This is a genomic window from Luteitalea pratensis (assembly GCF_001618865.1).
Classification (GTDB): domain Bacteria; phylum Acidobacteriota; class Vicinamibacteria; order Vicinamibacterales; family Vicinamibacteraceae; genus Luteitalea; species Luteitalea pratensis.
Genome location: NZ_CP015136.1, coordinates 4,631,995 through 4,646,953 on the forward strand (window position 1 = coordinate 4,631,995; position 14,959 = coordinate 4,646,953).

Annotated in this window: 13 protein-coding genes; 6 read left to right on the forward strand and 7 right to left on the reverse strand. The window is 67.0% G+C overall.

Annotation, left to right across the window (positions count from 1 at the left end; genetic code table 11):
- Window positions 1–120: 120 nt before the first annotated feature.
- The 5 genes from trxB to LuPra_RS19180 form a co-directional block, all read right to left on the reverse strand.
- On the reverse strand, window positions 121–1,107 hold the full coding sequence (trxB, locus tag LuPra_RS19160; protein ID WP_110174773.1) for a thioredoxin-disulfide reductase: 987 nt from the start codon (window positions 1,105–1,107) through the stop codon (window positions 121–123).
- Between the two features lie 102 nt (window positions 1,108–1,209).
- Window positions 1,210–1,539, reverse strand: coding sequence for a thioredoxin (gene trxA, locus LuPra_RS19165; RefSeq protein ID WP_110172236.1), 330 nt, complete (start codon window positions 1,537–1,539; stop codon window positions 1,210–1,212).
- Window positions 1,540–1,560: 21 nt separating this feature from the next.
- Window positions 1,561–3,597 (reverse strand): glycogen synthase GlgA, encoded by a 2,037-nt coding sequence (gene glgA, locus LuPra_RS19170; RefSeq protein WP_234800465.1) that lies wholly within the window; start codon window positions 3,595–3,597, stop codon window positions 1,561–1,563.
- 157 nt (window positions 3,598–3,754) lie between these two features.
- Window positions 3,755–4,831 carry a D-alanyl-D-alanine carboxypeptidase family protein gene (locus LuPra_RS19175; RefSeq protein ID WP_110172237.1) on the reverse strand — a complete coding sequence of 359 codons (1,077 nt, stop codon included), beginning with the start codon at window positions 4,829–4,831 and terminating at the stop codon, window positions 3,755–3,757.
- Between the two features lie 176 nt (window positions 4,832–5,007).
- Window positions 5,008–6,309 (reverse strand): M20/M25/M40 family metallo-hydrolase, encoded by a 1,302-nt coding sequence (locus LuPra_RS19180; RefSeq protein WP_157899408.1) that lies wholly within the window; start codon window positions 6,307–6,309, stop codon window positions 5,008–5,010.
- A gap of 254 nt (window positions 6,310–6,563) precedes the next feature.
- Here LuPra_RS19180 and LuPra_RS19185 point away from each other — a divergent pair, with 254 nt between their 5' ends.
- The 6 genes from LuPra_RS19185 to LuPra_RS19210 all read left to right on the forward strand — a co-directional run bounded on the left by LuPra_RS19185 (window position 6,564) and on the right by LuPra_RS19210 (window position 13,057).
- Entirely contained in the window at window positions 6,564–6,791 is a 228-nt protein-coding gene (locus LuPra_RS19185; protein WP_110172239.1) for a hypothetical protein, read from the forward strand.
- Between the two features lie 204 nt (window positions 6,792–6,995).
- A complete protein-coding gene (locus LuPra_RS19190) occupies window positions 6,996–7,937 on the forward strand; it encodes a LysR family transcriptional regulator (protein WP_110172240.1) in 942 nt (313 codons plus the stop codon).
- A 344-nt stretch (window positions 7,938–8,281) separates the two neighbouring features.
- Window positions 8,282–9,526, forward strand: a complete 1,245-nt coding sequence (locus LuPra_RS19195; RefSeq protein WP_234800466.1) for a homoserine dehydrogenase — start codon at window positions 8,282–8,284, stop codon at window positions 9,524–9,526.
- On the forward strand, window positions 9,523–10,449 hold the full coding sequence (thrB, locus tag LuPra_RS19200; protein WP_110172242.1) for a homoserine kinase: 927 nt from the start codon (window positions 9,523–9,525) through the stop codon (window positions 10,447–10,449). Before LuPra_RS19195 ends, thrB begins: the two co-directional genes overlap by 4 nt.
- Before the next feature lie 11 nt (window positions 10,450–10,460).
- On the forward strand, window positions 10,461–11,717 hold the full coding sequence (gene thrC / locus LuPra_RS19205; RefSeq protein ID WP_110172243.1) for a threonine synthase: 1,257 nt from the start codon (window positions 10,461–10,463) through the stop codon (window positions 11,715–11,717).
- Window positions 11,714–13,057 (forward strand): aspartate kinase, encoded by a 1,344-nt coding sequence (locus LuPra_RS19210; RefSeq protein WP_110172244.1) that lies wholly within the window; start codon window positions 11,714–11,716, stop codon window positions 13,055–13,057. The genes thrC and LuPra_RS19210 overlap by 4 nt, the downstream gene beginning before the upstream one ends.
- A gap of 131 nt (window positions 13,058–13,188) precedes the next feature.
- Here the strand turns inward: LuPra_RS19210 and LuPra_RS19215 are convergent, their stop codons facing one another.
- On the reverse strand, window positions 13,189–14,502 hold the full coding sequence (locus tag LuPra_RS19215) for a VWA domain-containing protein (protein ID WP_157899409.1): 1,314 nt from the start codon (window positions 14,500–14,502) through the stop codon (window positions 13,189–13,191).
- Window positions 14,502–14,957: a hypothetical protein gene (locus LuPra_RS19220; RefSeq protein WP_110172246.1), complete on the reverse strand. Its 456-nt coding sequence runs from the start codon at window positions 14,955–14,957 to the stop codon at window positions 14,502–14,504. The genes LuPra_RS19215 and LuPra_RS19220 overlap by 1 nt, the downstream gene beginning before the upstream one ends.
- Window positions 14,958–14,959 lie beyond the last annotated feature (2 nt).

Here is a 14,959-nt window from a genome sequence, read left to right on the forward strand (position 1 = left end):
ATGTCGAGTGCGTAACCCTTCAGCCCTGCCCTTTTACCTTCTGCCTTCCGAATTCGACATTCCGGCATTCCGGCATTCCCGGCATTCCCGGCATTGTCGTGGAGGCGAATGAAGCGGCGTTCAAGCGCTCGCCGACGCCGCGACCGATGCCGACTCTCCGTCGTGGTGGTACTCGGAGTCGCCGAGTTCGAGCCAGCGCTCAGCGTCCATCGCGGCCATGCATCCCGTCCCCGCCGACGTGATCGCCTGGCGATAGACCTGGTCCTGCACGTCCCCGGCCGCGAACACGCCGTCGACGTTGGTGCGGGTGCCGTTCGTGATCAGGTACCCGCCCTCGTCCATGTTCAGGTGCCCCTTGAACAACTGCGTGTTCGGGGTATGACCGATCGCGACGAAGACCCCGTCGACCGACAGTTCGTCGACCTCGCCGGTCTGCAGGTTGCGCAGGCGGGCGCGGTTCACGTCGCCGCGCTCGTCCGACAGGATCTCGTCGACGGCGGTGTTCCACCTGAATGAGATTTTCGGGCTCTGGAACGCCTTGTCCTGCATGATCTTCGATGCGCGCAGCGTGTCGCGGCGGTGAATGACCGTGACGTGCGAGGCCAGCTTCGAGAGATAGATCGCCTCCTCGAGGGCGGTGTCGCCACCGCCGACGATGGCGACCGGACGATTGCGGAAGAAGAAGCCGTCGCAGGTCGCGCACGTGCTCACGCCGCGCCCCATCAGCTTCATCTCGGACGGCAGCCCGAGCAGTTTGGCCGTCGCGCCGGTGGCGACAATGACGGTCTTCGCGCGGAGCACCTGTCCGCTGTCGAGGGTCAGCGCAAACGGACGCGACGAGAAGTCGACGCGCTCGACCAGTCCGGTCAGGAACGCCGTGCCGAAATGCTCGGCCTGCGCCCGCATGTCCGCCATCAACTGCGGGCCCATCACGCCGTCACGATGGCCCGGCCAGTTCTCCACCATGGTCGTGATGGTCAACTGCCCACCGGGCTGCAGCCCCTCGATCACGAGAGGGTGCAGGCTGGCGCGTGCCGTATAGAGCGCTGCCGTGAGCCCGGCCGGACCGGACCCGATGATCACCACATTACGCACGTCGTCGCTCATCACGCCTTGCCTCACCACACCCGTCTCACATCACGCGGCCGCCGTCATGCCGGCTTTTTCGACATTCCTGGCATTCCGGCATTCCGGCATTCCAAGCGCCCCTTACATGTGACGTTCGAGCAGCCGCTTCAACGCGTCCTTCGATTGCACGCCGATCGTCTGGTCGACCAGTTGGCCGCCCTTGAACACGAGCAGCGCGGGAATCGATCGGATGCCGTAGTTGCCGGGCACGTTCGGGTTCTCGTCCACATCGAGCTTGGCGATCATCGCCTTGCCGTCCAGCTCGTCGGCCAGCGCCTCCATGGTCGGGGCCAGCATGCGGCACGGGCCGCACCACTCGGCCCAGAAGTCCACCAGCACCGGCTGCGTCACGCTGCCGATGACCTGGGTGAAGTTGCCGTCGGTGAGGGTCTGCACTTTCTCGGAAGCCATCTCTCGTCCTCTCGTCGCGCCTTACGCCGTCACGCCCTGTCGCCCCGTCACCTGCGCCCGCGCCCGATCGTAGGCTTCGAGGTATGCATGCGCCGACGCATTCCAGGAAAAGTCCCGGGCCATGCCCGCCCGCTGCAGCTGTCGCCAGCGCTCGGGCTCGTTATGAAAAACGTGCAACGCCCAGCGGAGCGTCCCCAGCAGGGCCTCCCCACTCGCGTCATGGAACTTGAACCCGTTGCCGGCGCCGCTGGCAGGGTCGTAGTTCTGCACGGTGTCATCGAGGCCACCGGTGGCACGTACTACCGGTAGTGTGCCATATCTCAAGCTATACATCTGATTGAGCCCGCACGGCTCAAAACGTGACGGCATCATGAACAGGTCGGCACCCGCCTCGATGACGTGGGACAGCGGCTCGTCAAAGCCGATCCGCACGCCGACGCGGTCGGGATAGCGGCGCGCGAGTGAGCGCCACATCTCTTCGTACCAGGGTTCGCCGGTGCCGAGAATCACGAACGCGGCGCCGAGGTGGGGCAACTGCTCGGCCACCGACGCGATGAGGTCGAGGCCCTTCTGGTCCACCATCCGCGAGATCATCGCCACGACCGGACGCCGGGCCAGATCGTCGCCGGTCGGCAGGCCGTACGTGTCGAGCAGCACTCGCTTCGCGTCCAGCTTGCCGGAGAGATCGTCGGCCTGGTAGGCGCTGGGCAGGTACCGATCGGCGGCCGGGTCCCAGACATCGGCGTCGATGCCGTTCAGGATGCCGAGCAGGTTGGCCGCGCGATGCCGGAGGATGCCCTCGAATCCGAACGCGAACTCCGGCGCCATCAGCTCGTCGGCATAGCGCGGGCTGACGGTGGTGACCAGGTCCGCGAACATGACCCCGCCCTTCAGCAGGCTCGCGTGCAGCCAGAACTCCAGACCGTCCGTATTGAACAGCTCCCAGCCGAGGCCGAGCTGCGGCAGCCAGTCCGACGAGCAGTTGCCCTGGTACGCGATGTTGTGGATGGTGAAGATCGTCGCCGCACTGCCGAGCACGGGATCACCGGCGTAGCGGGTCTTCACATACACCGGCGCCAGGCCGGCCTGCCAGTCGTGGGCGTGGACGATGTCGACCGGCCGGCCCTCGAGCCGGGCGAACTCCAGCGCGGCCAGGCAGAGGAACGCGAAACGCCGGGGATTGTCCCCGTAGTCCTGGCTGCCGATCCCGTACAACGCGTCGCGGTCGAAGAACGCGGGGTGATCGACGAGCGCCACCCGCACGCCCGGGCTCGTCTGCTGCACGTAGACGTTGGCCTGGTAGTGATGCCCACCCATCGAAACGGCGTAGCTGGTGGACGGCTCGCCCGTGACGGGGATGCCCCGGTACCGCGGAATCACCACCGTCACGTCGTGCCCGAGCGCACCCAGCGCCTTGGGCAGGGCGGCGACCACGTCGGCAAGGCCGCCGGTCTTGGCAAACGGCACGGCCTCGCTGGCCACCATCAGGATGCGGAGACGTCGCGCCGGCGCACCGGCATTCGTCACGAGTGGCGTCGCCGGGGCTGAGGCCCCCTCGATCTCCTGCACGTGTTCGACGACTGGCGCAGGTGCAACCGCGACGGGCGCAAGAGTCTTCGTAACCCGGCCCTTGGCGGCTGGTTTGACGACAATCGGCTCGGGGGCCGCCGGCGTGGGCGGGACGCGCTCGATCGCCTCGGCAAGCGTCCGCGCCTTACGCACGCGGGGCGCGGCTGGCGCGGTCTTGCCGGCCGGTGCAGCCGCCTTGGCCGTGGTCTTCTTGCCGGCGGGCGCAGTTGTCGCCGGGCGCTTGGCCGTCGACGCCGTCTTGGCGGCGGGCTTGCCGGCCGCTGCCACAGGCGTTGCTGCGCCGTCGATTGCCGGCTGGCGGCGGGTCACGCGAGGCACCCGCGGCGCCTCGGGAATATCCGTGTAGACAGGCGCCTTCGCAGGGTCGCTGGCCGATTGTTCGGGGACGCCCATGACCGGCTCGGTCTGGGGCGCGGGGGGTGGCGGGTCGGCTGGAGCGGGCTTGCGGATACGTGGTGTCTTGGCCATGGAACTTGGGGGGCGCCCGGAGGGAACTGCGGGCGGGACGCTAGCACCAGTGTAGCGCACCCCTCAGCCTCGACGAGCCCATGCGGGCGGACATCGCCGCTCTTCCCCGGCCGAATGGAGGATGGTCGAAGCGCTATCGGCGGAGGCCGGACGCGCCTCAGTCCTGTTGTTCGGGAGTCTGCGTCGCGAGAACCGCGGGCGCCTTGCCGGCGAGCCAGTTGAAGAGGTGCCGCGTTTCCCAGAAACGTGCCGGATTGCTCTTGGCGCCCAAGACGACGACTGCGACCTGATCGCCCTGTGGCAGTCGCAGCAGGGTCGCCAGGCAATAGCCCGACTTGGAGATGAAGCCGGTCTTGCCGCCGCGCACGTCGACGTCGGTGCCGACCAGGTGATTGGTGTTGTGCAGCGTCACGGTTCGCGCCCGCGTCGGCGTGGCGAACTGATATTCCTTGGTCCGCATGATGGAGGCGATGCGCTCGTCACCGGCGGCAAAGGAAATCAGGCGGGCCATGTCGAAGGCCGAGGACATGTTGTCGGCGTAGAGCCCCGAGGGGTCGAAGTAGCGCGTGTTGGTCAGGCCGAGCTCGGCCGCCTTCTGGTTCATGCGCTCGACGAACCCGAGCGGACCGTACAGCGATGCGCGCGCGAGCGTGCGCGCCGCGACGTTGTCCGAGCCGATCAGCAACAGGTGCAGCAGCTGCTGGATCGTCACCCGATCATTCCGGCGCAGGTATGTCGTCGACGCACCGCGAAGGTCGTCGGGGTGAATCGTGACTTCGCGAGTGAAGTCGACTTCGCTCTCGAGGAATGCGACGGCCGTCATCACCTTCGTGATGCTGGCAATCGAGCGAGGCGTCTGGGCGTTGCTCTCGTAGAGCACCTGGTGCGTTGCGGGGTTGTAGATGATCGCGGCGCCGGCACGGACGTCGGGGACCATCTGACCGTCGGCGCCAGTCTTGAACTGTGGCGTCTGGATTGCGACGAGCTGGCGCGAGTAGGCCGCCTGCCGGGCCCGTGCCATCGCCAGGCGGCGCTGGCGCGACTTTGACGCGGAGTAGCGCGTCGTCGCACGCTTCGTCGACCCCGTTGTCGTCTTCTTCTGCGAGGAGCTCTTCACGGCCCGCCGGTTACGTGTCGTCGCTGCCTCGGAGATCATCGGCACGCCTACGAAGGCGAGCGAGAATCCGAGGAGAACGAGCGCACGTACAGATCGGAATCCGGCAAGCTGGAGCATTCAGAACTTCCTTGGTAAGGCGAGTGCCTCTGACGGGAACATCGTCAGTTTAACAGATTGTCTTTACAACATGCCTAAGATGCAAGCACTTGCACCGAATGTAGGCAAGAAGCGCGCCTATTGGCCGCCAGGGCAGACGCAGCACGGCCGGGCTGCCGACGATCCGCACCATGCTTTCAGGGCTGGGCAAGGGCGATGGCAAGCAGGATCGCCTGGCGCACGCCCTCCACGCCACCAGCCGGATCGAACGATTCCGTCAATGAATGCGCGGCGTGACCGCTGCCTCCGCCTCCGATCGTGATGGCCGGGATGCCGCGAGCCATGGCGACGTTGGCGTCGGTGGACGAGGTGCGGAGCGCGACGGGCAGGCGCAACGCCCGAAGCACGGAACCGGCCGCCTGCATGATGTCGGACGTGTCGGATGTCCGGCCGGCCGGTCGGTCACCCACCAGGGCGAGATCCAACGTCACCTTCGCCGGGTGCCGCCACCTGCCGTTCTCGGCACGCACGGCCGCCTCGACCGCCTGCCGGAGGCGCGCGTCGAGTTCCGCCAGCTCCGCGGCGTCCTCCGACCGCAGGTCCACCTCCATCCACGCCTCGAACGGAATCGAGTTCACCGACGTCCCGCCACCGACCCGGCCGACATTGAAGGTCGTCTTCGGCGTCGCCGGCACCTCGAAGGCGGCGACTGCTGCGATCGCGCGCCCCATGGCGTGCATCGGGTTCGGCATCCCGAACGCCCCGTAACTGTGCCCGCCTGGTCCCTTGAACGTCGCCCGATAGCGCTTGCTGCCGACTCCGCCGTTGGTGACCTCGAGGCCGGCTCCGTCGATCGACACGAACCGGTCGATCCCCTGTAGCCCGTCGTTCCCGAACAGGGCTTTGACGCCGCGCAGATCCCCCAGCCCCTCTTCTCCGACGGTGCCGACAAACGTGATTCGCCCCGGCGTCGCGACCTGTGCCTCCTGCAGCGCGCGAATGACGCCGAGCAACACGGCGAGTCCGCGGCAATCATCGGTGATGCCGGGGCCGTGCAGTTGGTTGTCCTTGCGGCTGACCTTCACTGCCGTGCCTTCCGGGAACACGGTGTCGAGGTGCGCGCTGAAGACGAGATGAGGACCGGTCCCCGCACCTGGCCGCTCGCCAATGACGTTGCCGACCGCATCGACGCGGACGTTGCGCAGACCGTGTCGCACGAAGGCTTGCCGGTACACCTCCGCCCGCGCCTTCTCCGTGAATGGCGGCGCCGGCACCTCGCAAAGGGCCACCTGCTGCTCGAGCACCCATGGTTCGAGGGCATCGGCCATGCGGACCGCGGCGGCCGCGGCGGGTTGCTGCATCAGGCGGGCGCCGATGTCCGCGCTGCCCTGCTGTGCATACCCGGCGGAACCGACAAGAAGGCAGGTACAGCAGAGCCAGACACACCGCAGGATTGGCCGTCTCACCGTCACTTGCTGGATCACCGGGTCAAGATACATGCAGACCGCCACCTTGGACACACACAGTCCAACTTTTCGCAGACGCCATCCGGATTTGTGAACCTTATCTTGGACGCCCGTGCCGAAATCGTCATCCCAGTGTCATCGAACCGTCTTTTTCCGATGGCATGCTGTCTGAAATTGGCACAAAGTCAATGGGTTGTGTGCGTGCCACCCTTTGGCAGCACATGGCTCGGAACATGCATACCGGTAGCCATCCAATGCAAGACCGCTTTGGGTGAGGGGTCAAGTCCATGAGCATCGTGAAGCTGCTGGGTTTCGAGACGCTGGGCTGTGGCTGTGTCGTAGGGCACTATCGGGATGCCGGCACTGTCCGCGTCGTCACCTACGTCGAGGAGAAGGCGACGACTTGCGGGGAGCCGAGTCATCGGCGCAACCACGCCACGGTGTCGCGACGACGGCGGTCGAGCACGACGCCTGCGCCCGAGTCGCCGGGTGCGCCGCGCGTGTCCGCGCGCTGACGCGGCCTCGTGGTACCCTCCGGTCGCGCCATCGCGCCCCGGAGGCTCCCCCATGCGCCACGTTGCCGCTGCACTCCCCGCCATCACGGTCGGTGACATGGCGCCTCCCCATGCGCACACCCCCATGGGCGCCTGCAAACGCGGGTCGAAGCGCTGATCGGCGAGGTGGCATCGGGACGCATCGTCCGGACGCCCTGCTCCCGCATGGACCTCCGCCAACTCGAAATCATCCGGGCAATCGCCGAAACCGGCTCCTTTACGGCAGCGGGCGAGAAGCTGAACGTCTCGCAGTCGGCGATCAGCCGCCAGGTGCTGTTGCTCGAAGAGGAACTCAACGAAGCGGTGTTCCTGCGCATCGGCCGCCGCATCCGGATTACGCCAGCGGGCGAAGCGCTCTTGCAGCTGAGCCATCGGGTTTTCCTGGACCTGAAGGACACGGTGGCGCGGATCACCGACACGCAGGCGTCGCTCATCGGTCCGGTGCGGCTCGCCGGCGGCATGACCGTGAGCCTGTACGTCTTTCCGGTCCTGCTGCGTGACTTCCGCAAGCACCACCCCGATGCCGAGATCAAGATCACGGCCGGGTCCACCGACAAGTGCATCGCCGGCCTTCGCTCGGGGTTGGCCGATGTCGCCCTGCTGACGCTGCCGATCAACGATTCGGATCTCGTGACGGTGCCGGCACTGCAGGAGGAGCTCCTGCTGGTCTCCTCGCCGAATCACCCACTCGCGGCCAGGGCGAAGGTGACGCCCGATGATCTGCGCGATCAGCCGTTCGTGCTGTTCGAAACCGGCTCCAACACCCGCCGCGTCGTCGACGAGTTCTTCCTCCGCAACCAGATCACGCCGCAGATCGTGACCGAAACGGAGAACGTCGAAATCATCAAGGCGCTGGTCCGCGCCGGGCTGGGCCTCTCGATCATCTCGTACCCGAGCGTGGCCCGGGAGGTGGCTTCCGGACAGTTCTTCTGCGCGCGGATCACCGGCCAGACGCTGATCCGTGAAACCGGGTGGGTGTACATGCGCGCCAACCGGGTGCCTCGCGCCGTCCAGGAGGTCCTGGCATGCTTTGAGCGGATCAAGCCGCGCCTCCGCGTGATTCCGCCTCCCGGACGAGACCGCATCGGTCCTGACGTGCACGCCTGACGGCACGGCCATTCACCCGATGAGCTGTGACGTCACATAAGACACATCGATGCATTCGATAACATCATTCTATTTCCATCGACGGGTGCATAAGCAGTAGTGTGCCCGCAGCACGCGGCCACACGCGTGTCGCACCACAGCCAGTACGCACGTCCCTCCTTGGGCCGGACGACTCGCACCCGTTCGGCCCCTTTTGGCAGGAACACAGGAGCACAGGAGCACAGAACTCCCGACTCCCGGACTCCCGCCCTGCTGATTTCCTGACCTCCTGATTTCTTGCGTTCCTGTCATAGGCCATCCATCCAGCCATGCGCATATCCACATCGCATGTAGAATCCGGGGTGATGGCACTGTCGGTGGGATTGCTGGGGTTCGGCACCGTGGGCCAGTCGGTGGCGCGCCTGATCGTGGAACGCAACGACGGCCTGCTGGCGCTCACGCACATCTTCAATCGGGACATCGCGCGCAAGCGCGTCGATTGGGTCCCGCCTTCCGTCGTCTGGACCGAGCGGGTGGAGGACGTCCTCGACGCCGATGTCGTGGTCGAGGTCGTCGGCGGGCTGGATCCGGCGCGCCGCTGGCATGAGGCCGCGCTCGACGCAGGCCGGCCGATCGTCACCGCCAACAAGCAGTTGATGGCGACCCACGGGCATGCGCTGCTCGCCCGGGCCGCGCAGCGCGGCGTCGATCTCCTCTTCGAGGCGGCGGTTGGCGGCGGCATCCCGGTCGTCCGCGGGCTGCGCGAAGGGATCGCCGGCGACCGGCTGACGACCGTCTCGGGCATCCTCAACGGCACCTGTAACTACATCCTGACGCGTATGGAATCGGCGGGCCTGGCCTTCGACGCCGCGCTCGCGGAGGCGCAGGCGCATGGGTTCGCGGAAGCCGATCCGACCGACGATCTCGAGGGCTACGACGCCCGGGCGAAGCTGTGTATCCTGGCACGCGTCGGCCTGGGGCTCGACCTCTCGCCGCTCGATGTGCCGTGCGAGTCCATCCGCAGCATCAGTGACGACGACTTCGTCTACGCACGACGCCTGCAGGCGACGATCAGGCAAGTCTCGCGCGTGGCGATCGTCGACGATTCGGTACAGGCACGGGTAGGCCCGGCACTGGTCCCGCTCACGTCTGCCCTGGCGCGGGTGATCGGCAGCCAGAACCTCATCGTCGCCGGGGGCACCTACGGCCGCGAGACGACGTTTGCCGGGTATGGCGCGGGTGGCTTCCCCACCGCCGTCGCTGTCGTGTCCGACCTGCTCGCGATCGCACGGCGGGCTGGCGGCGCGCCAGCGGCGTGGCCCGACACGAGCCAACCGACGTCGCTTACCGGGCTGCAAGTCGCGCCGTATTACCTGCGCCTGGTCGTGCGCGATCAACCGGGCATCATCGCCGGCCTCGCTTCCATCTTCGCCACCCACAACATCAATATCGACGCCGTCCTGCAGGAACCGGGCGGCACCAAGGAGCGTCTGCCGTTCGTGATCACGCTGGAAGCGTGTCCGACGGCAGCGATGGACAAGGCGCTGGTCGAGATCCAGACGCTGCCCTTCCACGTCACGCCGCCCCTTTGCCTGCCGGTCCTCGCATGAGTCTCGCCCGCCCACTGGCCACGGTCATCGTCCCAGCCTCGACTTCCAACCTCGGGCCCGGCTTCGACGCGCTCGGCCTCGCACTGGGCCTGTACCTTCGCGCCGAGGTGACGGCGGTGACCGAAGACGGCGCGGGACAACTGCGCTGCACGTTCAGCGGTCCGGTCCCTCCCGGGGAGAACCTGATCGTCACGGGGTTCCGCGCAATCTGCAGCGCGCGCGGCGCGGTGCAGGTCCCGTCGCTCGACGTCGCGGTGACCTGTGACATCCCGGCCTGCGCGGGTCTCGGGAGCAGCGCCGCGGCCCTCGTCGCCGGCGGCCGTCTCGCCGCCCTCGTCCTCGATGGCGTCTCCACCGACGACGTGATCGACGTGCTGACGACGATCGAGGGACATCCGGACAACATCACCGCGGCGGTCCTCGGCGGACTCGTCGCCGGCTGCGTCGATGCCCGTGGCCACGTCTGCGTCGTCGCCGCGCCATGGCCTGACAACGTACGACTCGTGATCGCGACGCCGCAACTCTCGTTGCCCACGAGGACGGCGCGTGCGGTCCTGCCCGCGCAGGTGTCGCGGCAGGACGCGATCTACAACGTGCAACGCACGGCACTCTTGCTCCAGGGCGTCGCGACCGGTCGGCTCGACGTGTTGCGTGAAGCCTTCTCCGATCGGCTGCACCAGCCCTATCGCCTGTCGCTGGTGCCCGGGCTGGCCGAGGTCCTCGCGCTCGACGCGCCCGGCATGATCGGCGCCTTCCTTTCCGGCGCTGGCCCGTCCGTGGCCGTCTGTGTCGTCGGGGATCCAGCTCCGGTCATCGACGCGCTGCACTCGATCTACGCGACCATCGATCCCGAGGTCGCCATTCGTGTCCTCGACGTGCACCAGCCGGCACCCTCCACGCCGCTGGCCGTGTCTCACGGGTAAGGATCCAGAACGTGTCCACACTGATTGGCCTGCAATGTCACGTGTGCCACACCGCGTTTGCCGCGGAAGCCACATACGTCTGTGACCAGTGTTTCGGCCCGCTCGAGCCGGTCTACGACTACGACAAGGCACGCGCGACGTTCACCCGCGAGAACATCGCGTCCCGCCCGCGCAACCTCTGGCGCTATCGCGAACTGCTGCCGATCACGGGAGAGCCCCTCACCGGATTCGGATCCGGTTTCACGCCGCTGATACCGGCGCCGCGCCTCGCGGCACGCCTCGGCGTCCGCGAACTCTACGTGAAGGACGACGGCGTGAACCATCCGACGCTGTCCTACAAGGACCGTGTCGTGTCGGTGGCCGCCACGCGGGCGGTCGAACTCGGCTTCACCGTCTTCGGCTGCGCCTCGACTGGCAATCTCGGCAACAGTGTCGCGGCGCATGCGTCGCGTCTCGGGCTGCGCTGCTTCGTGTTCATCCCGGACGACCTCGAGCCATACAAGGTGCTCGGGTCGGCGATCTACCACCCCACGCTTCTCGCCGTCCGCGGCAACTACGACGACGTGAATCGGCTCTGCACGCAGGTGGCCGACAAGCACGGCTGGGGCTTTGCCAACATCAACCTTCGCAGCTACTACGCCGAGGGCGCCAAGACGATGGGGTTCGAGATCGTCGAGCAGCTCGGGTGGCGTTTCCCCAAGCACGTCGTCTCTCCGGTCGCGGGCGGCACGTTGCTGCCACGCATCTTCCGCGGCTTCCGCGAGTTGCATCAACTCGGACTGGGCGAGGGTGACCTGCCGAAGATGTACGGCGCGCAGGCGGCGGGCTCGGCGCCCGTGATTCGCGCGCTCCACCAGGGCATCGACTACCCCGATCCGGTCAAGCCGGACACGATCGCCAAGTCCATCGCCATCGGCAACCCGGCCGACGGGTTCCAGGTGATCGAGGTGCTCAAGGAGTCCGGGGGCTGGGGCGAGATGGTGACCGACGAGGAGATCCTCGACGGCATCAACCTGCTGGCAGAGACCGAGGGCATCTTCACCGAACCGGCTGGAGGCACGACCATCGCGGTCACGCGCAAGCTGATCGAACAGGAACGGATCCCGCGCAACGAGTCGATCGTGATGTGCATCACCGGCAACGGCTACAAGACGGCCGACATCATGACCGGGCGAGTGACGCGGGCGATTCCCATCAGCCGCTCGCTGGAGGACGTCGATGCCTACCTGGCGGGGACGCTCGCCGGCGTCGGGGGCGAGCAGGCATGAGTCGCTTCGAGCGGTCGAAATTGCTGGTCCAGAAATACGGCGGCAGTTCGGTCGCCACCCCTGAGCACATCCGCAAGGTCGCCGATCGCATCATCGCCTGCCAGGCCGAGGCGCGGCACATGGTGGTCGCGGTATCGGCGATGGGCAAGACGACCGACCAGCTGATCGCGATGGCGGGCCTCGTGTCGAGTCGCCCCTCGGGGCGCGAGATGGACCAGTTACTGGCGTGCGGCGAGACGATTGCCGTGTCGCTGCTCAGTCTGGCGCTGCAGGATCGTGGCGTGCCGGCCGTGTCGCTCACGGCGTCGCAGGTCGGCATCCGTACCGACGGCTCGTTCAACCGGGCGCGGATTGCCAACGTCGACACCAGCCGACTCGTGCACGAACTCGAGAGCGGTCGTGTGATCATCGTCGCCGGCTTCCAGGGCGTGACACGAGACCATGAGATCACGACGCTCGGACGCGGCGGCGGCGACATCACCGGCGCGGCACTCGCGGCGGCATTGAATGCACCGGTCTGCGAAATCTGCACCGATGTCGACGGCGTGTACACGGCCGATCCCAATGTCGTCGAAGACGCGCGTCTCGTGCCGGAGATGAGCTACGAAGCGGCCATCGAACTCGCGGCCAGCGGCGCCAAGGTGCTGCATCCGCGTGCCGCCGAAATCTGCATGCAGTACGACGTGCCCATCCATGTGCGGTCGACGTTCCACCGCGGTCAGGGCACCTGGATTCGTGGAGGAGTCATGGAAGACGCGGCAGTCGTGGGCATCACGTCGGACAAGAAGATCGCCAAGGTCACGCTGCTCGATGTGCGCGACGAGCCGGGACTCGCCGCTGCCATCTTCCGCGATCTGGCTCGCGAAGACGTCAATGTCCGCCTGATCATCCAGGCGGCAGCGACGCACGACCGCAATCGGATCACGTTCGTCACCGACAACGATCAGGTGGACCGCATCAAGGAGCTCGAAAGCACCTGGCGGACGCGCAAGATCGTCGGCGACGTGCAGGTCGATCTCAACGTCGCCAAGATCGCGATCGTGGGTTCACGCATCGCGTCGACGCCCGGCCTGGCGGCACGCATGTTCACCGCCCTCGCGAAGGTCGGCGTGAACATCGACTGCATCAGCACATCGGAGATGAAAGTGAGCTGCGTGATTGGCTGCGACGATCTCGACCAGGCCGTCCGCGCGGTCCACGCCGAGTTCTTCGGGACGAGCCGCATCGCGAGCACGCACGCCGCTGGCGGCGCGAAGCGGCCGTCGGCAAAGCAGGTCGCGCCGCGCAAGGCCGCCACAAAGACAGCGGGCGCCACGACTCGTCGTCGCGTGCTGAAGTAGGACCTCGCCGTTGGTAGGGACCGCTCTCCGAGCCGTCCATGGCCATCGACCAACGCTCGAGGCGGGAATGCATCGGGATCGCTGCGGGATGCGACCGGGAGGAGATGGACGCCTCGGAGAGGCGCCCCTACCTACTTGCTCTTCTCGTCGTCCTTCGGCGTCTTCAAGGCATAGCCCTTGCGCGCCCAGACGCTGACCCCGGGTCGCTTCACCTTGACCTCGATCTGGCGGCGCTTGCGCGTCGGATCGGGGTTGCTCGAGTAGTAACCGAGGACGTAGTAGTCGCTCGTCTCCGCGTCGATCTTCTTCAGCGCCTTGACGAAGTCGTTCTGGTTGACGATGGCGATGCCGCCGGTCTCCTCGGCCAGGACGCGCATGCTGTCCTGGGTCTTGCGGACGTAGTTGTTCCACTCGACCATGTCCACTTCGTCGTCCATCTCGGCACCGCCGACGAGACCGCGTGGATCGATCGTGTAGATGGTGGCGTTGGCGCGGTTGGCGGCCCTCGTCAGGTCGGCAAGCTCACGTGCGAGGTCGGCGTCGGCGAACTGCTGCCCCTGCCGGTTGGTCACGGCGGCAGGATCGCGCGGGTCCATGCCGGTCTGGTTGTAGCCGTACAACGAGTCACGCTGCAGTCGGCCCTGCGGGAACGGATCGAAGTCGTAGCCGTTGCTGACGTAAACGAGGGCCTTGCGTCGGTTCTGCACCTTCTCGAGCTCGCGCATCAGGTCGAAGGCGGTGCTGAAGGCGACGTGCGCGCGATACCGGAGTTCCTGGTTCCCCTGCTGCCCGTTTGGCTGCTCGAGAATGTCCTTCGGCTTGAGCGCGCTGCCGCTGATCTTCTTGATCGACTCGTCGAGCCGACGCCGGTCGTACGTCAGGTCCACCGAGATGGACGAAGGCCCTGTCGAGACGATCCCGAACATGTCGCCGTCGTGGATCAACTCGGTCGAGATCTTCTTGAACAGATCACGGATCCGCGGCGTGTTGCGGAAGTCGAGGTGCAGGTCGTCGACAAACAGCAGGAAGATGCGGCCGGCGGCGTCGTTCACGGGACGCGGCGGGGGCAGCACCATGCCCTCTTCGACCGGTGCTGGCGGCGGCGCGGCGAGGTTGAAGTAGCGTCCGCCGTGCACCAGGGTGAGCGAGGCGACGGTCTGTTCGACGCCGTCCTCGACGACCAGGAACTCTTCCCTCTTCAGATCGGCGAGGAACTGCCCCGCGCCGTCGCGCGGGATGACGTCTGTGCTGACCAGGCTCGTGACGGTCGCGAAGTCGGGCTTCGAGGGGTCCTTGGCAGGCGTCGGGACCTGAGCGGCGGGCTGGGCCGGGTCCTGTGGAGGCGCCGCGGGAGGGGCGGCCGGGGGCTGTTGCGCGGTGAGGGTCACCGCGCCGAGCAGCACCGCTGCGGCGCGCATTCCGAGGCGGCTCAGACGTACAGACATCATTCGATTATAGGTGGCGCTGCCGAGAGAGGCGACACCGACGACGCACTCCCGGTCCCCGAGGGCGAGGATCCAGGCTGCCCGTCCCCGCCACGACGACGTTTCCGCCTGGCTCCGGACGGCTTGTCGGCCGCTGACTCAGACGCTGGCGGGCGTCGTTCGGCCTTGGGGGCCGGACGCACCCGGCGGGCCTGCGGCTCGACCTGGGGTGGCAGGCGCCGTTGCTCGATCTCTTGCAGCAGGGCCGGCCAATCGAACGTGATGTCGGGATACCGCTGCTCGAGCGCCCGCTGGGTGAGTGGATCGAGCGCCTGCCGGCCGAACAGCAGGCCCTGCGGCCCGGCACAGAAATAAATCACGCGGAGCCGCGTCTCGCCATGGCTGTCTGAGCCATAGTGCAGCAGGTAGAGCGTGTCGAGCCCGCGCTTGTCACGGGCCAGGCGGATCAGCGGCACGC

Excerpts from the sequence above, each read along its gene's own strand:
- LuPra_RS19190 (WP_110172240.1), top strand. The coding sequence starts at position 6,996 with ATGGACCTCCGCCAACTCGAAATCATCCGGGCAATCGCCGAAACCGGC.
- trxB (WP_110174773.1), bottom strand. The coding sequence starts at position 1,107 with ATGAGCGACGACGTGCGTAATGTGGTGATCATCGGGTCCGGTCCGGCC.
- LuPra_RS19215 (WP_157899409.1), bottom strand. The coding sequence starts at position 14,502 with ATGTCTGTACGTCTGAGCCGCCTCGGAATGCGCGCCGCAGCGGTGCTG.
- thrB (WP_110172242.1), top strand. The coding sequence starts at position 9,523 with ATGAGTCTCGCCCGCCCACTGGCCACGGTCATCGTCCCAGCCTCGACT.
- LuPra_RS19210 (WP_110172244.1), top strand. The coding sequence starts at position 11,714 with ATGAGTCGCTTCGAGCGGTCGAAATTGCTGGTCCAGAAATACGGCGGC.
- LuPra_RS19180 (WP_157899408.1), bottom strand. The coding sequence starts at position 6,309 with ATGTATCTTGACCCGGTGATCCAGCAAGTGACGGTGAGACGGCCAATC.
- glgA (WP_234800465.1), bottom strand. The coding sequence starts at position 3,597 with ATGGCCAAGACACCACGTATCCGCAAGCCCGCTCCAGCCGACCCGCCA.
- LuPra_RS19195 (WP_234800466.1), top strand. The coding sequence starts at position 8,282 with ATGGCACTGTCGGTGGGATTGCTGGGGTTCGGCACCGTGGGCCAGTCG.
- trxA (WP_110172236.1), bottom strand. The coding sequence starts at position 1,539 with ATGGCTTCCGAGAAAGTGCAGACCCTCACCGACGGCAACTTCACCCAG.
- LuPra_RS19175 (WP_110172237.1), bottom strand. The coding sequence starts at position 4,831 with ATGCTCCAGCTTGCCGGATTCCGATCTGTACGTGCGCTCGTTCTCCTC.
- LuPra_RS19185 (WP_110172239.1), top strand. The coding sequence starts at position 6,564 with ATGAGCATCGTGAAGCTGCTGGGTTTCGAGACGCTGGGCTGTGGCTGT.